This window comes from Acetobacter sp. (assembly GCF_047723915.1).
In the GTDB taxonomy this organism is placed as follows: Bacteria; Pseudomonadota; Alphaproteobacteria; order Acetobacterales; family Acetobacteraceae; genus Acetobacter.
The window spans coordinates 117,488-136,192 of sequence record NZ_JBDOBQ010000005.1; the positions used below are offsets into that span (position 1 = coordinate 117,488).

Below are 18,705 nucleotides of genomic sequence, written 5' to 3' on the forward strand. Positions count from 1 at the left end.
GGGCGGTTCGGAATCCTTCGAAGTGGTTCGAGGATGCTGAAGGGGCCTCCTAACGGAGTGATGGGCATGGCTCGGCTCCGCCTCGCTTGCGCTTACGAGATCAGAAGTGTTTCGAACCATAATCATCCATCCCTGCTCCCTCTGATCTTTGAACCACCATGCCGGGCGGAGCGCGGCACTTCACCCATCGCCCTTCCGCGCCCCCTTCAGCTTGCCTCGTAAAGATCATTGCCCCCAGCAACCGCCCCCATCCGCCTCCTTCACGCCCCGCCGCCAATCCCTCCCATCCCCGCCGCATCCGCACTCCGCCCAAACCGCCGCTTCCCAAGTCATAACCGCACAAATGCAAGTAAAACTAATAAAACGAAAAGACAACGAACCACCATACAAGCATCAACAAACTACATATCGAATTTACAACAATAAAAATAATGCCTTTTCTTACTTTTCTTTCCCATATTTCTTGACAATGAGGACGAAACGTCCTATATATAGAGAGTCAGGCAGGGAGCCGTCTTCAACAAATGTCTCCTGACTGACGCAACATCAGAAATGCGAGCCTGCCGCGTGTATCGCCGCAGGCAGTCGTGGAGACGTAAAATGGATACGAATTTCAAGGGTGATCCTCGCGCTTACAAGATCGCAAAAATCAAGGAAGACTTCGAAGACGATTTCGATGCCTGCGTCGCTGCGGCTGTCGAATACATGCGCCGCAAGGCTCGCAAGGTTCATCCCCCCGGCACGTTCGACAATGCCGGACGCTGGTATGCAGATGAAAAAACCTGCGCTGTTGCGCTCTGCCGATCACCGTCTCGCGCATGGCCCTACAGCCAGATGAAGGCAGCGCGGACAGTCGCTCACGTCGCTGAGGTCTTCGATGTGAGTGCGTTCGAGACAGAAATCCGCCAGATCGTGAATTTCGCCGAGGCGCGTTACGCTGATGACTGCGACCTGCCGCGCCTGATCGATGCAGCGCTGAAATTTGTGGCTGAGAACCCCAAGAAGACCCGCAAGACGAAGTCCGCCGCGAACGCTCCCGAGGGCGACATCCCCACTCAGGCGGCAGCTTAACCGGAACAGCGGAAAGCCCGCAGAACCATGCGATTCTGCGGGCTTTCCCAGGCATCCTTGCGGAGCCGTCTTCAACGGAACCTTAATAGCAGGTCATCCCAGAAATGCAACGGAAAATCAGCTACACACAACGTAAATGCCCCACCCCAGATCAGATACGGTCTGTTCGTGAGCGCGCGGGCGTCAACCAGACCTTCGCAGCGGCCATGGTCGGAATCACCCCTCGCACCTGGCGCCGATGGGAAGCGGGCGTCCACCGCATGCCCCCAGCGACCTGGGCATTTTTCAACATTAAAGCTGCCTCTCCGGCCTCTGGGAGTGCATCGTGATGTTTAGCATCTCCAATGTCATCGAGCGTGACGCAGTCCGCGAGATTGAAGCCTTCATGCACCAGGGCTGGCGGACATATACCATGCCGCTCTGGGCCTCCGGCTGGGCCGGCAGCATGCTGATCATGCGACGCGACACGCACGAAATCCGCGTCTGGCGCCGTCCGGACGGGATTGCTGAGGTCGAGATCGACGATGTCCTGATCGACATAAAAGCGAACACCAAAATCGCAGTTTATCTGCGCTCGCTGATGCCCGCCGACGCTGTCGGAATGGAGTGATGATCATGTCCTACACAAGACTCACTGTCGTCGGCGATGGCATCGACCCATCGGGCGAAACCACCCCAGCCGTAACCCGCGACATCGTCATCAACGCCACGGCTGGGATCATCATCGACCTCGCCTCCCGCGACCGCCTGACCTATCTCGACGGCCGCTTGATCTGGCCGTCAGGCACCCGCATGGAACTGGACGCGCAGAGCCGTGACGAAATCGAAACGGAAACCCGCAAAGGTGAGATCATGTCCAACATGATTATGACCGGCAGGCAATTCTTCGAACTGGTTCAGAAACGCGAGGCCGAGGCCCAGGCCAGGCGCGAGGCTGCTGCGATAGCGTCCGATCTGGCTGACGCGCATCTCCCCATCGCCGCCGAATGATGATTCCGCAAACAGACAGCACAGGATTAAGACAATGACCAAACTCAACACCGCCCTGATCGATCGCCTCATCGCCGCCGGAGGCATGGTCGTGAAGAAGCAAGCACCCCAGCCGACGCGGTCATGGCACGATGACCCGGACGATCGCGACCGCGAAGTCCGGCAATACGAACCGGATGAAGTCGAATACTGGTATAATTACAGGATTATCTTCAACGGACGGACGGAATCTCTTGTCGGTATCGACTTCTATGATCTGCCTTCTGTTCGTTACGATGCTCGGTACGACTGTTGGTCATCCGACTACTCTGAGCATGCTCCTTCCGTCATCGCCGCCGTCCGCGCCCGGCTCCAGGCGTGATGGATGCTATAATCAAAGCATAGATGCCCGCCCGGAAGGAGGCCCGCCATGGAACTGTCAAAAGAAGAAGTCACGCGCCTCCGCCGGCTCGACCCCGCCGGCGTCCATGCGGCCCTGATCGCGTCGGGCGCCATGTCTGTTGACGATCCGTTGCCCAAACGTGTCGGCGATCTGAGACCGTCCGAGAACTCGATCGATGCAGTAAAATTCGCCAGGAAATGCGAATATCACGAGGCGATCGCATGGCTTCACGAGACATTCAGAGACGACCAGACGCACGAACGGAATGTCGGAATCCGACAGGTCGAGCGCGAATTGTTTGAGTCTGAAGTCGTCATCAACAAACTCGTGAAACGGCAGATGGATGCGCTGGGTTGTTCTGAAGCCCGCATTACTTTGATGTTCAAGGAAGCGGACGAAGCCGCGCAGAAAGGCGCCGATGTCGAGATCGTGCCTGAATCCGACCTCTCCAGTGCGTCATCCGACACAAGCGAATCACCCGCAAAACGCAAGGGGAAGTTCGGTTACCTGATCGGAAAAAGGACGGAAAACGGCGAAAAAACCGAAAAATTCTTCAACACGAGAGACATCCAGAACTGCGTCGGTATGTTGCGTCAACGCAATGGCGAAGGCATGAATGTGCTGATGACGCCCATGGATCGGCATTGCTTCTACGTCATGCTCGATGACGCTCGGAATCGCCGAGGCGACACAGAGTCTGAATCTCCGGTTCAGTCATGGATCAAGGCCGGTTACAAGCCATGTCTTGCGTTGCAAACATCGTGGGAAAGCCGACAGATTATCTTCCGCATCCCGAAAGAACCGTTCCGCATCATCGGCAAGACAGGCAATGATGATTCCTGTTTCGACCGACATGGCCTGCATGATTACTTTCAGAAGATAAATAGAGAGTGCGGCGATGACCGCATTTCTGGCTTGAGGCATGGTATTCGACTTGCGGGATACCGCAATATGAAACCAAAACATGAGCGGGTCGTCGAGGGCAAAGCGTGGTCGCTCGAATACCCATTTGTTAAGATCGAACACGCTGAATCGACGTTCTGTTCCAAGACGATGCGGGATGCGCTCAAGATGTGCCGGGAGGATGTCGTCGGCCGGGCTGACCTGGACGCCTCGCGTCAGGAGGCGGCTCGGAAACACGTTGCGGGGTTGAAGAACGGCGAGGCCACCCAGTCCCAGAAGCTGCCTCCTCGCTATGCCCCTCCATTGAAGCCGCAAACAGCGTTGGGACGGGCTGCCGCTGAATTCGATCGCAGAGACCGCGAAAGGCCCGAACAGAACAGGGAGCACTCGAAATGTCGTTAATCTCAAAGATTGTGTCGTCGCTGGCCGCGATGGCGGGTATCGCTCAAACCGTAAGCACAGGGATGGCGGCATCAGCGAAAGCATCCCCAGCCGAGGGCGGCAGCAAGGCCGGAAGCGACCCTTGCGAACCGACCGAGGAGATGAAGGAGGAGTCCAAAAAAGCGTCGCTTCCAGGCTGTGCGTTCACGATTCCCGAACCGACCGGGCCGATCAAAGAAGAGCCATTCAAACCTGAACCTCCACCCCCAGCGCCTCCGAAACCACCGCCCCTTCCGCCCAAAAAGCTGGCTCCGGTCAACCGCGCTTCGGCTGCTAAACCGCCTCCGGTGCGCCCGAAAGCGAGCGCCACCGCGCCAGCGTCGAAACCGGTTACGGCGTTGGGGAAGGCGGCGGCGAGGTTCGATAAACTGGATGCTGCTGCCGGCCAGAAACCGCCCCAGGAGGCGATCCGGGGGCTTCTTTCGTGAGCGACGAGGGCAGATCAGTGAATCGACCTCTGCTGCTGGTATTCATCCCATGACAGCGACCCGCGTCCGGCCGCATCCATTTCGTCCGGCCCGATTTCAGCCGGTTCCTGGCTTCTCCGGTTGCCGCGCAGGAAGCCCCCGTGCTGGACAACGCCCTTGGTCGGGGCCGGAATCGGCATGCCTTTCGTCTGTGCGCCAGGCACCAGCCGGCCGAGGCGCGTCAGGCCCTTCGCCGTCACCCTGGCTTGCTTCCGTGTGATTTCTCGTCCGTCGGGGTGAAGGATTGTGGTGACGATATGCGTCAGGTAGCCGGCTCCGTTTTCGGATTTTTCTTCACGCCCGAGCCATTCGCGCCCGCGCTTGAATATCCAGTTGTGAGCGTCCATCCACTTGAAGAGCGTTCGCGGGCCGACACCCAGGATTTTCGCGGCGTCCGAGATACACATGCTGCCGTCGGCGGAGGCGATACGGTCATAGACGGACGCTTTGGGCATACTGGCGTTGAGCATAGCGCTCTGATGATGGATCGTCTCCCGGTGCTCTTGGGCCAGCGCCTGTTGCTCGGCGAGAAGGGTCTGGAGACCTCCGATAACAGCCAGAGCCTGCTGGGCCAGCATCGGAGGCAAGGCTGGGGCGGGCGTCGGTTCCGGAGCCGGATGGGCGTGGTATGAGCCGGTGCGCCGGATGCTCGGCAGGACTTCGGACGTGATCCACTTCTTGAAGCGCTTGGCCTCCGGCTTGCGGCTGGTGATCGTCAGACTATAGACCCCGGACTCATTGACCAGAGTCGGCGCGGCGCCATGGCCGAAAAAACGGCGGATTTCTGCACCCTCGGGATTACCGAGGGTCATCTTTTCGTCGCTGTCGAGACGGGCGGCAGCATCGGACGGATTGCGGATGTCCAAAACGTGGCACACGTCAACGAGAACCCACCATGGCGCATCGTTGATCATGACGATGCGGATTGCGACGCCTTCGAAGGGGCGGGCAGAAATCGGAGAGTTCGCCGATGGTGCGGACGCAGAGGAAGGCGTGGTAAAAGGGAAACTGGCTTGCATTTGATGCGCTCCATCATTGCAAGTTAGCCCTGGCCGGTGACACGGTCAGGGCGCCTGAGCGATTACCCAAGCACCAGTATATAGCTGATCCCGGCGCATAATTCATAAAACGCGCTGCCCTGTGGATCGAGGATCGGCGGGGTTGCGGGGCTTCCTGGGGTTGGTTGCGGGAATCAGAAGTGTTCCGACGCAAGCTGGGGGGGCCTCGGGACGGAGTGGGGTGCAGAGCGAGGCTCCGCCTCGCGGGCGGTTACAAGGCTCACGCACCATCCCCGGACAAATACAGAAGGCGGCCTCTGACCCCCTTTTATAGTCTAGGTGAAAGTCCATTTCCCATAGAATCCATAGGGGCCTGTCCACCCTTTAATAAGTAATTTCTCCATTTTAGTTCTATACACCAGAATCATAGAACAATATCTTTTCCACAAACGCATGGTGAATTGTCGTTCAAATTCAATATCGTTTGCACAACGACCGCAAGGGTATCGTGCCCAACTTTCATTTCCGCTTGAAAGTATGTCGAACACCCATTTATCTCGGGATTTGTACGGAATAAGAGAGGTTCTCTCAGCTAATCTCCAAAGTTTATGAGTAGCTATTTTGTTGTCTATGCGCCCGCCGGAAACAAGAGAAGGGTCTTCGTAAATACAAAATGCTTTCAGCATATTTTCCATCGCGAAAGCAGACAGAAGAAAGGTGCCTTTATTCGCATCATCCCAAACCCTGAGTGGCTGGCCGTCTTTCATTAAGGTCGTATGACCCCGCCCTCTGTTATCCCAAAGAATTAAAGCCTGCGAATGTAGATTATTAGATGTGCGATACCATTGATGTGGATTAGCCGCATCCAAAAATCTCTCCTTCTGTTCGTCATTGAATGACATTGTGCTGATAACCTCTCCGCCTTAAAATCGTTATGCTTTATTATTACGTAAACATATTGACTCGCCGACGGGAATAGTCTGCCAGACCGCAACCCAGAACACGATTACGTCCCATAGCCTCTTGTTCTAAACAGATATAAGATCAGCGGACTATGTGTGAATGTCGAGATAGGAACGGGGTTAGGTAGGCGATGAACGCCGTAGAGATTGAAGAAGCCGTATCCGCGCTGGCGGAGCAACCATTTGATGTAGAAGAGTTTCCTTACCTTTTTCTCCTGGCCTTCGGCAACAAAGACACCACCATAAAGCGTCTCCGGGCCACCAAAGGCTCGACCAATGCGTCTGACATCCCTGGCGCCGTTCTCCAGCGGAATAACATCCATATTGCGACCTGCCCGCCCGGTGAGGTGACGCGGACTTTGACCGCCCTCCGGGACAGCCCAGCCACGTCTAAGGCCAAGGCTAAGTTCATCCTGGCGACGGATGGTGAGACCTTCGAGGCCGAAGAATTGGATACAGGTGAGACCGTCGCCTGTGCCTATGCGGACTTCCCGAATCATTTCGGCGCGTTCCTTCCCCTGGCAGGCATCACGACGGTCAAGCAAATCCGCGAAAGTTCGTTCGATATTCGTGCGACCAGTAAGCTGAACCGGCTGTATGTCGAATTGCTGAAGGACAATCCCGACTGGGGAACCGCTGACCGCCGTCATGACATGAACCATTTCATGGCCCGCCTGATCTTCTGCTTCTTTGCCGAAGACACGGATATTTTCCAGGAAGGTCACTCTTTCACAAACACGGTCGATACAATGACCGAGCGAGATTCGTCTAACACCCACGAAGTGATTGGCGAACTGTTCCGTGCAATGAACACCCCTACGGCAGAGCGAAAGAAAGCAGGCATTGCTCGTTACGCCGATAGGTTCCCTTACGTTAATGGCGGTCTATTTTCGGGCAGCCCCGACGTGCCTCGCTTCAGCAAGATCGCCCGCTCCTATCTTATCCATATCGGCGCTCTCGACTGGACGAAAATCAACCCGGACATCTTCGGGTCTATGATCCAGGCCGTGGCAGATGATGAGGAACGTGGCGCACTTGGGATGCACTATACGAGCGTTCCTAACATCCTCAAGGTGCTGAACCCTCTCTTTCTGGATGACTTGCGAGCACGGCTAAACGAGGCTGACGACAACGCCCGGATGCTCCTGAATCTACGCAAACGTATGGCGAGGATCAGGGTGTTCGACCCGGCCTGTGGCAGCGGAAATTTCCTTGTCATCGCTTATAAGGAAATGCGGGCAATCGAGGCTGACATCAACAGTCGTCGCGGGGAAGCTGACCGTCCATCAGAGATTCCTCTGACCAATTTCCGTGGGATAGAACTGCGCGACTTCCCGGCCGAGATTGCGCGTCTTGCGCTCATTATCGCAGAATTCCAATGCGATGTGCTGTATCGCGGTCAGAAGCTGGCCCTGGCCGAATTCCTTCCGCTGAACGCAGAGAACTGGATCACCTGTGGTAACGCTCTTCGTTTGGACTGGCTGAGCATCTGCCCGCCGACCGGAACTGGAGTGAAATACAGTGCAGATGATCTATTTCATTCCCCACTAGATCAGCCGCATATCGATTTCGAGAACGAAGGGGGGGAAACCTACATCTGCGGAAATCCGCCATATCTTGGTAAAGGCAAGTTGGACACTGATCAGCAGTCCGAAATGGCTGCTATTTTTGGAGGGCGAACAAAGCATTGGGGGTATATCGACTATGTAGGCGCATGGTTTCTAAAAGCCGCTGATTATTGTCGGTTTGTAAATGCCTCAGCGGCACTCGTAGCTACCAACTCGGTCTGTATGGGGAGGCAAGCGCCGACGCTTTGGCCACTTGTCCTGAGTCACGGAATAGACATTCGCTTTGCTCATACATCCTTCAGTTGGTCGAACAGCGCCACAAACAAGGCGGCTGTGTTTTGCGTCATAGTCGGAATTGATGATAAAAAGTCAGGCGATCGAATACTGGTCGATGGTGAAATCGCCAGGAAAGTTGATCAAATATCGCCATATCTAACTGCCGGTTTCACCCCTCTAGTCAAGCCAACTAGTAATCCGATCTCCCCAGAACTGTCTGAAATGGTTTTGGGGAATATGCCCAATGACGGAGGCGCACTGAGTCTATCCTTTTCGGAACGTGAATTGTTCTATGCAGCCGATCAAAGATCATCCTATTTGATCAGGCGATTCTATGGCTCGAAGGAATATAATAACGATTTGGCGCGATACTGTCTGTGGATATCTGACAAAGACCTCTCTTGCGCTGAGGATATCGACTTAATATCTGATCGCTTAATTCGCTCACGCGAGATACGGCTACGAAGTCCAGACGCCTCAAATCGAAAATTAGCCGACCGTCCGCACCAGATGCGTGAGTTCAACCAAGCTAATCAGCACTCTTTCATCGTCCCGCGAATGACATCAGAACGTCGGCAATATCTCCCTTGTGGGGCGCTCCCGGCGTCGGCGATTATTTCGAGCCAGGCTTTTTCAATCCTAGACGCCGACTTCTGGAATCTCTCGATCTTGCTATCACGTCTCCATTTCGTGTGGGTAGCTACGATTTGCGGGAAGTTTAAGGAGGATTATAGATACTCAAGCGATCTCGGCTGGAACACCTTCCCCGTTCCCACTCTGACCGACAAGATGAAAGCCGACCTGACCCGTTGCGCTGAAGACATCCTGTTGGCACGCGAGGCGCATTTCCCCGCCACTATTGCAGAACTGTATGACCCCGAAAAAATGCCCGCTGATTTGAGAGAGGCGCACGAGCGCAATGACGAAGTGCTGGAGCGCATCTACATTGGCCGCTGCTTCCGCAATGACACAGAACGGTTGGAGAAGCTGTTCGATCTCTATACCAAAATGACCGCCAAGACCGGATCGAAGAATAAGAAAAAGGCAGGGGCGGCATGAGCACTCTTACAGAGATCGACAAAAGATACCTTGAAAAAATTCTTGGGATGCAGAGTGGTTACGTTCTGGATTATTCAGACACAACATTTCAGGAGTTTTTTACCCGTTACGGGATTGAGATTCATAGTCAAAAATATCAGACGTATGGTTCATCAAAAGCCAGAAAAATGCGGGCCTTCTGGGAGAAAGAGTCTGACGCCATTGTCGGCCAAGTCCTCGATGAAATGTTGGGCGTCTATGAGGTGAATTGTCTCTTAAACGGCAATCAACCTGATGCAGCCATTCTCGAACAATCCCGAAAGGTAGTCGCACGTCTGACCGGAAAACCCCTTGCCACTAAAACTATGACCGCTGAAGAAGCCTTTCTTCAAAGTGAATTTTCCATTCCAAACCTCCAGAAACTCCCGGTTGAAGGAGCAGTCGCATCCATCATCGAAAGTCGGTTAAAAGAAGCGCAAGCGACAATGTCTGCAAAAGCGTATCTTTCCACAATTTTTCTATGCGGTAGCGTGTTGGAAGCCGTTCTTCTGGGGGCCGCGCAGAAAGAGCCAGCACGATTTAATCGTTCATCTTCCTGTCCCAAAACCACTGAGGGCAAGCCCAAGCTATTTCATGACTGGACGCTCAGCCAGTTGATAGATGTCTCATGTGAAATAGGATTACTGAAGCCAGACGTGCAGAAATTTAGTCATGGTCTCCGTGATTTCCGAAATTACATCCATCCATACGCGCAAATGTTATCGCGCTTCTACCCGGATAAACACACAGCGACACTTTGCTTCCAAACATTAAAAGCAGCATTAGCCAGTGTCGCAGGAGAGAGAGCATGACCCAAAAAATCCAATCTGTTCCTTCCGTCTCTGTCTCTTACGCGGCCAATGGGAGTTCAACCAAGGCAAACGCCATGGGGATGCGCCCCATGCAGGAGCGCGCCTATGAAAAGCGCGGTGAACAGTATCTTCTCATCAAGTCTCCTCCGGCTTCGGGCAAAAGCCGGGCGCTTATGTTTATCGCTCTCGATAAACTGGCCAACCAGGGACTGAAGCAGGCCATTATCGTCGTGCCTGAAAGAAGCATTGGCGCAAGTTTCCATGACGAACCTCTGACCCAGTTCGGCTTCTGGGCAGACTGGCACGTAGAACCCAGAAGGAACCTGTGTGACGCAGCCGGCGGCGATAACGGAGGCAAGGTCAATTCGGTCGAGGCGTTCCTTAACAGTGAAGACAAGGTGCTGGTCTGCACGCACGCCACCTTCCGTTTCGCAGTGGATAGGTTCGGTGTAGAGGCTTTCGACGATCGTCTTATTGCCGTCGATGAGTTCCATCACGTCTCGTCAGATTCAGACAACAAACTAGGTCATCATCTCGGTGCGTTCATTGCCCGCGACAAAGTCCACATCGTCGCCATGACCGGCTCATATTTCCGGGGAGACGCGGTCGATGTCTTGTCTCCACAGGACGAGGCCAGGTTTGATACCGTAACCTATACCTATTACGAGCAGTTAAACGGTTATCGATACCTAAAGCATCTCGACATCGGCTATTTCTTCTATTCCGGGTCTTATGCCGACGACATCCTGAAGGTTCTTGACCCAAAGCAAAAAACCATCATTCACATCCCGAGCGTCAATTCGCGCGAAAGCACGAAAGATAAAGTGAAGGAAGTGGAGCATATCATTGAAAATCTGGGCGACTGGCAAGGGGCTGACCCTGTTACCGGCTTTCAGTTGGTAGAAACGGAAGACGGCCGGACGTTGCGGATTGCTGATCTGGTGGACGATGACAAGAGCAAGCGTGACCGCGTGTCCACTGCATTGAAAGACCCAACCCAGAAGAACAACCGCGACCATGTGGACATCATCATTGCCCTGGGCATGGCCAAGGAGGGCTTTGACTGGATTTGGTGCCAACATGCGCTTACCGTTGGCTACCGATCCAGCCTGACCGAGATTATCCAGATCATAGGGCGTGCCACACGCGATGCGCCTGGGAAAACCCGCGCACGTTTTACCAACCTGATTGCCGAGCCTGACGCATCAGAACAGGCCGTAACCGAAGCCGTCAACGACACCCTTAAAGCCATTGCAGCAAGTTTGCTGATGGAACAGGTTCTAGCGCCGCGCTTTGAATTCAAACCCAAAGCCTCGACCAGCGAGCCGACTGATGGTTACGATTATGGTGAGGAAGGCTACAACCCAGATAAATGCAATGTCGGCTTCAACGAAGAAAAAGGTAAATTCCAGATTGAAATTAAAGGTCTGGCGGAACCAAAGAGCGAAGAAGCAACCCGCATCTGCGAGGAAGACCTGAACGAAGTCATCACCGCCTTTGTTCAAGATAAGACCGCTCTTGAGCGAGGCTTGTTTGATAAAGAACTCGTGCCGGAAGAACTGACCATCTCCCGTATGGGAAAAATTATCAAAGATAAATACCCCGAACTGGATGAGGAAGATCAGGAAGCCGTTCGGCAGCACGCCATCGCGGCTCTGAATCTGACGCAACAGGCGGCCCATATCGCGACAACCGACAACAGGGAGCGCGGAGGAAATACAGCGCTCATCGATGGCGTGCGTAAATTTGCCATGGATGTCCGGGAACTAGACATTGATCTGATTGATCGTATCAATCCTTTTGGAGCGGCATATTCGATCATGGCCAAAGAAATGAGCGAAGAAAGCCTGAAACAGGTTGAGGCCATAATCGGTGCCAAACGTATAAGCATGACACCAGATGAGGCGCGTGAACTCTCCAAAAGAGCGTTGAAATTCTTGCAGGAGAGAGGTCGCCTGCCATCCATTACATCAGCGGATGCCTGGGAGAAGCGGATGGCCGAGGGGGTTGCGTTCCTTGCTCGCATGAAGGCGGAGGCTGCTCGTGGCTAAAGGGTTTACTGACGACGATGATGCGCTCCTGTCAGCCCTCGGGGTTGAAGTCGAGACAAAAAAGGAAGCATCACGAACCCCAAAAGAAGAACGCATTATCGCCGGATTTGAAGAGATACAGCGATTTGTAACCGAACATGGGCACGCTCCCCGTCATGGGGAAAAGCACGACATTTTCGAGCGTCTATATGCCGTCCGCCTCGATCGACTTAGGGCGCAACCTGATTGCATGGCATTGCTTCTGCCTCTTGATCATCAGGGCATTCTTTCTCTTTCATCTGCGGTGAAAGACGTGGATGAAAGCATCAGTGATGATGAATTGCTGGCTATGTTAGGCGTGGACAGCAGCGCACAGAACCCGATTACTGAACTGCGCCATGTCCGTTCCACAGCAGAAAAGCGCGCAGCCGAGGAAATCGCTAACCGGGAGCGCTGTGAGGATTTCGATACTTTCAAGCCGATATTCGAGGCAGTCCAGAAAGACATCGAGATCGGAACGCGCATTACACGCCCTATCCGGAAAGAAGCTGGCCTCCTGAAAACTGACATCAGACCGGGAGAATTTTTTATCCTGGGTGGTCAGACAGCATATGTTGCCGAGATTGGTGAGACCTTCAGAGCGCCCAATGGTGAGAGTGATGCCCGTCTCCGCGTCATTTATTCCAATGGAACCGAAAGCAACATCCTGCTTCGTTCCCTACAGCGTGCGCTTTATAAAGATGAAGCCAGCCGCCGAGTGTCCGAACCCAGTGCCGGGCCATTATTCGCCGGAGAAAACGACGAAGACGATCTCGCAAGCGGAACTATTTACGTTCTGAGAAGTGAATCCAATAACCCCATTGTCGCGGCCAACAGAGACCTTGTCCACAAGATTGGCGTAACAGGCGGAGACGTTGCAAAACGGATAGCCAACGCAAAACTCGATCCGACATTTTTGTTGGCGGACGTGGAGGTCGTAGCGACTTACAATCTGTTTAATATCAGCCGGACGAAACTTGAGAGCATCATCCATCGCATTTTCGATCCGGCACGGCTGGACATCCAGATCGAGGACAGGTTCGGAAACCCTGTCATTCCTCGCGAATGGTTTCTTGTTCCTATGTTTGTCATTGATGATGCTGTGGAAAAAATTAAGGATGGGACGATAACCGGATACGTTTATGATCCCAAAAAGGCGTCGCTGGTCAAACGGAAGGGCTAATGCCGGGCGAACGCTTCCCCATATTTTTTGTTGCTGAAGCAGTCCCAAGGGGGGCGCGGACAGCGATGGGGGCAGGCCCGGCTCCGCCGAGGCGGTGTTGAGAAGCATTAAAGGACGTAACCGCCCAGGCCGGCGGCAGCCCGGCCGATCCCTGACCGTCGCAGAGCGATCCCCCCTTCAGCAGCCTCGAAACACAAAGGGACGCCCCGAACCGGAGCGCCCCCTTTTCCATCAACCGCAGCCCGAAGCAGCGCCGCCCCCGGAATCACTTCCCCCGTGTCTGGCAGGTCATCTCCGTCTGCCCGACCAGATTCCCGCCGGAACTGCACGACACAGTCGTCTCGGCCGTCACCTTGTCATTCTCAGTCGTGGTCGTGTCCGCCGAAGCCGCCGGCGTAACGGCCGCAACTGCGATAACCCCAGGATTCTGGCTCAACGGCGTCTGCCCATACTCGCTGGTCTGATCGTCCGGCTTCACGACAACAGTCGCTGGCGTCACAGTCCATGACCCGCCCTGATAGCTGATCGTGTAGTTCCCCAGACCCGTTCCGACCGCCCCCGACGCTGTCGTCGTATATGTCCCGACGCCGCTCTGCACGGTATGCCCGGTATCGACATTCACCGAAGTCACCCGATCCCCGTTCACCAGGCCGTCCACCGTCCAGCCAGGCAGTTCAGCCGGTTGCCCGTAAACGCTCGTTCCGTTGCCTGCCGTGATGGTCAGCGCGGCAGGATCAACAGTCAGAGTGCCGCCCTGGTAATTGATCGCGTAATTCCCCAGCCCGACGCCTGACGCATTGCTTGCGACGATCCCATACTGACCAACCCCAGACGCCCCGGTTGCATCAGTCGTCAGCCGCACGCCCGAAATCGTATCCCCGTTGACCAGGCCCGAGGACGTGAAGGCCGCCGTGCCAAGGGTCGGGTTCTGACCATATGTGCTGTTCTGGTTCAGAGCCGTGACGGTCAGCGCGGCCGGATCGATGGTCAGCGTGCCACTCTGGTAGCCGATCGTATAGTTCGACAGACCTGAACCGGTCGCTCCACCAGCACGGATCGCATAATCACCAATCGTCGAAGCCGCCGTCGCTCCAGTGGACAGATCAACCCCCGAAACCGCGTCCCCGTTGACCAGACCCGAGGCCGTGAACCCAGCCGTCTTCGGCGTCTGGCCATACGTCGATACAGCATCATTCGCAGCGATCGTCAGCGTCGCCGGGGTGACGTTCCACGACCCGGCTTCATAGTCGATTGCATAGTTGCCCAAGCCGCTGCCGGTCGCGTTCGAAGCCGTTGTTACATACGCTCCGACGCCCGAGACCCCGGTCACGGGCTGGTTGATCGAGACGCCCGAGACGGTATCGCCATTCACCAGACCGGCGACGCTATACCCGGCGGCGGTCGGCGTCGTTCCATAGACCGACGTTCCACTCCCGGCGGTCACTGTCAGCGGCGCGGGCGTGATCGTCAGCGTTCCCGGCTGATACGCAATCGTGTAATTCCCTAGGCCCGTGCCGACCGCATCGCTGGCATTGAGCGCATACTGCCCGACGTTCGACCGCGAGGTCGCCGGGGTTGACAACGTAACGCTATCGACGCTGTCTCCGTTCGCCAGCCCGCTTGCGGTGAAGCCGTAGCCGCCCGCCGTCTGGCCATACTCGACCGAACCACTGCCGGCCTTGACTGTCAGCGTCTGCGGCGTGATTGACCAGTCGCCGGCGACATACTGCACATTGTAATTGCCCAGGCCCGTGCCGGTCGCCCCCGAAGCATTGACCGCATAATCACCGACGGCCGAGGTTGACGATGCGGTGTTGTCAACAGATACGGCCGTAACGGTATCTCCGTTGACCAGGCCGCTGACCTTGTAACCGGGCGTGGACACAGCCTCTCCATACACGCTGGTTCCGCTGCCGGCCGTAACCGTCAGCGTCGCTGGATCGATGGTCAGTGTGCCGGGCTGATAGCTGATCGCATAATTGCCCAACCCATACCCGACCGCGCCCGAGGCCGTGATCCCATACGTCCCGACCCCGCTCGCGCCGGTTGCTGTCGTCGTCAGATTGACCCCGGAGATCGTGTCGCCGTTCAGCAGGCCATTCGCCGTGAATTCCGTTGTCCCCAGCGCGGGCGTCTGGCCGTAAGTGCCGCTCTGGTCATTGGCAATAACCGTCAGCGCCGCCGGATCGATCGTCAGCGTGCCCGGCTGATACACGACAATATAGTTGCTGATCCCCGTGCCGGTTGCACCAGATGCGGTGATGTCATACGTGCCGACATTGCTCGACTTTGTCGCGATCGTGGACAGGTTCAGGCCCGAGACGGAATCGCTATTGAGCAGCCCCGAAACCGTATATCCAGCCCCCGACACGTCCGGCGCCTGACCATAAGTTGATTCCGCATTACCCGCCCGGATCGTCAGAGACGCATAATCAACAGAGACATTCGCGCGATAGACGGTCTGGTGCCAGGGCGCTGTCACCCCCTCGGCCCATGTCGCATAAGCATTACCGGCCGTGCTCTGGCTATAGCCGTGCCACGGGCCGATCCCAGCCAGGGCGGATGCCGTATCGATCCCGTCCGAGGCCGTCGCCGTCACCGTCTTCGGCGCCGTCACGGTTGCGGAGCCATACGTTTCATGGGCATTTCCCGTGCCCGTCACGACGATGTAAGGCAACGCCGAAAGCACCTTGTATGGCGCCCCGGTCACCCATGATCCGGACAGATACGCTTGCCCTTGGGCAAACTGCTCGGTCGTCAGGCCGTTGATGTTGATGACATACGTGTATTGGTCAATCTTCCCGATTGCCGTCTTCGTGCCGGTCGTCACAGTGTCCCAGTAACCGTCAGATGCGCCCGGATTCCCCACGCGCACGCCCGCGAACCCGCCGATCTGGCTGGTCTGGCCGGTTACGAGGCCCGTCGTATAGGTGTCGGAAACCGTGCCAGCACCCCACTTCCCGATCAGCCCGCCGACATATGCGTTGGTCAGCCCGGTCGCCGCGCCGGTGGAATATGTCTGGGAGATCGCCGCCTCATTGTCGCCCACCAGCCCGCCGGCATAGCCCAGGGTGCCGGACGTGCCGGATGCCGTGGCCGCGCCCGTTGCATAGGAAACGCTGATGCCGCCGTTGTTCTGCCCGACCAGACCACCGGCCGATCCGCCGACACCTGCGGTCGCATCGCCGATCGCGATCGCTTGGGTGACCTTGCCGTAATTGCGACCTGCCAGACCGCCGACCATAGCCCCGTCACCGCCGGTTACATCGCCCGACGCGCGGACACTCGAAAGCGCACCTGACGCCTGGCCGACAAGCCCGCCCGCGATAGCGTTTGTCCCAGCCGTAACCGTGCCGGTTGCGATCGACGTTGAAATCCCGCCGGTCGTGAAGCCCACCAGACCACCGGCTTTGACGCCACTCCCCGATGCGGTGACGTTGCCTGACGCGGAAGACCCCGACACATCGCCGGTCATGTAGCCGACCAGTCCACCGATCCAGGAACCGGCACTCGCAGAGATCACGTCGCCCGAAGCGGATGAGTCAGCGATCGAAGAAGCCGTGCCAGCCAGCCCGCCGGCATAGGGTGATCCGTCCAGAGCATAGACAGTCCCGGACGCGGTCGAACGCTCGATCGTCGCTGTTCCCGTTGCTGACCCGCCGCTCAGGCCGCCCACGTAATAGCCGTAAACGGTCGCGGACGAATGGGCATCGCGCACCAGGCCGTTGTTCTGGCCCGCAATGCCGCCGACATAGGACGTTGTCGGGCCGCCGCGCCCGTCGATGATGCCTGACGTTGTCACGTTCGCAATGGTGCCGGACGAGATACCGAACAGACCGCTGACCCCGTGGGTCGGATCATTGACGTTCAGGTTGCTGACGGAATGACCAAGACCGTCGAAAATGCCGGTGAAATTGCCGGTGTGAGCAATAGGCGTAAACAGCGCGTTTGCATCATCGACATCGCCCGCAAGAGCGAAATTGCCGGAGATTGACCCGGCCGTGCCGACGCTGTTGAGGCCGCTCAGACCCCAAAGCAATGCGTATGAAGATCCGTTGATCGACAGAGAACCGGCGTTCTGGGTGGAATACGTCAGCGAACCACCGGTATTGAAAATGTCATCGCCGCCGGTCTTGATCGCGACCGACCCGGCATCATTCACCGTGATCGGAGCGTTCACATTCAAGTTTCGATAGGCGTCGAGCGTGAGCGTCGCATTGCCGCTCCAGGAGATGCCGGAATTGACGTTGATGTCGCCGCTTCCGCTGGCAACAGTCCCGGCTCCTGACGTTCCGGTCGCCGTCGTCTGCTCCGTGACATCCGTGCCGGCGTTCAGCGCCGTCTGGATCGTGCTGGCCGCGTCGGAATCAATCGTTAGATCGTCGGGGTCAGTGAGCCAGGTTCCGCCCTTGCCTGCATCGATTGTCAGCTTGCCGGTCGTGACATGGTGACCCGATGTCTCGATCAGGCCCGCGCCCTTGCCGCCGGCAGTCAGCCTTGCACCATCCGCCAGTTTCACGGTCTGGGCGAGGTTCTGGCCGTGGCCCGACGTGCCGATCAGGATGGTGCCCCCATTGCGGCCCGAAGTGGTCGAACCCGCGTCCATGACAACATCGGACGCGACCGCAACATCATGACCGTTTGCGACGATCGTCCCACCAGAGCCGTCAGCGTTATGAGCCGACACCTGGCCGCCCACATCGACAGTGCCATCAGCGGCGGTCAGGTAAACCTCGCCGTTGACCTCGCGGGTGCCGGTCGCCTGGATCGCCCCGGTGTGATTGCCCCCGAGCGCATAGACATTCCCATGCGCCGATGCCAGTTCAACCGCCGCCGCCTGGATACGGCCCGTGTTCGAGACATCGCCCTTGCCGGTCGAACCTGCGGCGACATAGATACCGGACGGCCCGCCGCTCTCGCTCAGGACAACGGAATCGGCTGCGATCATAGCGGCAGTCCGATGGCCGGTTACGATAACGCCGTCATTCTCGACGCTCTGCCCGATGAGAACGACATTCCCATCTTTCGACTTGATCGTGCCTTTGTTGACGACAGCGCCGGACGATTTCCCGGACGCCGTCATCGACCCGCCGCGCATGAACTGGGCGTTGTCGATGTCGCGGCTGGATGCGACGAACGACCCGTTTGTGACAACCTGACCGCCCGGCCCGACAACGATGCCGTTCGGGTTGATCAGGAATACGCTCCCCGTTGCCCCAAGGCGCCCGTCGATCTGCGACATCTGACCGCCCGTGACCCTGTTCATCGTTGCCCCGGAGCCGTTGTTAAACTGCACCGAATTGCCTGAGCCGATCGAGAATCCACGCCAGTCGATGACCCCGCGAGCGGACGACTGGTCGATGGTCATCGATCCCCCATGGGCGGTGATCTGGCCCGCGCCGGCAACGAAAGCACCATCCGTCGGCAGCGTAGCGGCGAGTGACGCGCGGACTGAGCAAAGCGCGGTCGAGAAGAGGAACGCAGCAAAAATGCGATTGCGTGACAT

The 18,705-nt window shown here is 56.7% G+C and carries 14 protein-coding genes; 11 read left to right on the forward strand and 3 right to left on the reverse strand.

Annotated features, from left to right (window positions below):
* Positions 1–600: 600 nt before the first annotated feature.
* The 7 genes from ABF990_RS05125 to ABF990_RS05155 all read left to right on the forward strand — a co-directional run bounded on the left by ABF990_RS05125 (position 601) and on the right by ABF990_RS05155 (position 4,215).
* Positions 601–1,071, forward strand: coding sequence for a hypothetical protein (locus tag ABF990_RS05125; protein WP_415506489.1), 471 nt, complete (start codon positions 601–603; stop codon positions 1,069–1,071).
* 104 nt (positions 1,072–1,175) lie between these two features.
* The gene (locus ABF990_RS05130; RefSeq protein WP_415506490.1) at positions 1,176–1,400 is read left to right on the forward strand and encodes a helix-turn-helix domain-containing protein; all 225 of its coding nucleotides are present in this window, start codon (positions 1,176–1,178) and stop codon (positions 1,398–1,400) included.
* Positions 1,400–1,681: a hypothetical protein gene (locus ABF990_RS05135; RefSeq protein ID WP_415506491.1), complete on the forward strand. Its 282-nt coding sequence runs from the start codon at positions 1,400–1,402 to the stop codon at positions 1,679–1,681. Before ABF990_RS05130 ends, ABF990_RS05135 begins: the two co-directional genes overlap by 1 nt.
* Positions 1,682–1,686: 5 nt before the next feature.
* The gene (locus ABF990_RS05140; protein WP_415506492.1) at positions 1,687–2,061 is read left to right on the forward strand and encodes a hypothetical protein; all 375 of its coding nucleotides are present in this window, start codon (positions 1,687–1,689) and stop codon (positions 2,059–2,061) included.
* Between the two features lie 34 nt (positions 2,062–2,095).
* Complete coding sequence (locus ABF990_RS05145) at positions 2,096–2,422, forward strand: hypothetical protein (RefSeq protein ID WP_042059674.1); 327 nt, start codon at positions 2,096–2,098, stop codon at positions 2,420–2,422.
* A gap of 48 nt (positions 2,423–2,470) precedes the next feature.
* A complete protein-coding gene (locus ABF990_RS05150; RefSeq protein WP_415506493.1) occupies positions 2,471–3,748 on the forward strand; it encodes a DNA-primase RepB domain-containing protein in 1,278 nt (425 codons plus the stop codon).
* A complete protein-coding gene (locus tag ABF990_RS05155; protein ID WP_132127065.1) occupies positions 3,739–4,215 on the forward strand; it encodes a hypothetical protein in 477 nt (158 codons plus the stop codon). The genes ABF990_RS05150 and ABF990_RS05155 overlap by 10 nt, the downstream gene beginning before the upstream one ends.
* A 14-nt stretch (positions 4,216–4,229) precedes the next feature.
* On the opposite strand, the gene ABF990_RS05160 is transcribed toward ABF990_RS05155, so the two are convergent.
* Both ABF990_RS05160 and ABF990_RS05165 read right to left on the reverse strand, forming a co-directional pair.
* Positions 4,230–5,273, reverse strand: coding sequence for a phage antirepressor KilAC domain-containing protein (locus ABF990_RS05160; protein WP_415506494.1), 1,044 nt, complete (start codon positions 5,271–5,273; stop codon positions 4,230–4,232).
* 314 nt (positions 5,274–5,587) lie between these two features.
* Positions 5,588–6,154, reverse strand: coding sequence for a hypothetical protein (locus tag ABF990_RS05165; protein WP_132127064.1), 567 nt, complete (start codon positions 6,152–6,154; stop codon positions 5,588–5,590).
* A gap of 191 nt (positions 6,155–6,345) precedes the next feature.
* Here ABF990_RS05165 and ABF990_RS05170 point away from each other — a divergent pair, with 191 nt between their 5' ends.
* The 4 genes from ABF990_RS05170 to ABF990_RS05185 are packed head-to-tail and all read left to right on the forward strand — an operon-like array spanning position 6,346 to position 13,199.
* Positions 6,346–9,117 (forward strand): class I SAM-dependent DNA methyltransferase, encoded by a 2,772-nt coding sequence (locus ABF990_RS05170; protein ID WP_415506495.1) that lies wholly within the window; start codon positions 6,346–6,348, stop codon positions 9,115–9,117.
* Entirely contained in the window at positions 9,114–9,947 is an 834-nt protein-coding gene (locus ABF990_RS05175) for a hypothetical protein (RefSeq protein ID WP_415506496.1), read from the forward strand. The genes ABF990_RS05170 and ABF990_RS05175 overlap by 4 nt, the downstream gene beginning before the upstream one ends.
* Positions 9,944–11,998, forward strand: coding sequence for a DEAD/DEAH box helicase (locus tag ABF990_RS05180; protein WP_415506497.1), 2,055 nt, complete (start codon positions 9,944–9,946; stop codon positions 11,996–11,998). Before ABF990_RS05175 ends, ABF990_RS05180 begins: the two co-directional genes overlap by 4 nt.
* Positions 11,991–13,199 (forward strand): GIY-YIG nuclease family protein, encoded by a 1,209-nt coding sequence (locus tag ABF990_RS05185; protein WP_415506498.1) that lies wholly within the window; start codon positions 11,991–11,993, stop codon positions 13,197–13,199. Before ABF990_RS05180 ends, ABF990_RS05185 begins: the two co-directional genes overlap by 8 nt.
* 265 nt (positions 13,200–13,464) lie before the next feature.
* On the opposite strand, the gene ABF990_RS05190 is transcribed toward ABF990_RS05185, so the two are convergent.
* The gene (locus ABF990_RS05190; RefSeq protein WP_415506499.1) at positions 13,465–18,705 is read right to left on the reverse strand and encodes an MBG domain-containing protein; all 5,241 of its coding nucleotides are present in this window, start codon (positions 18,703–18,705) and stop codon (positions 13,465–13,467) included.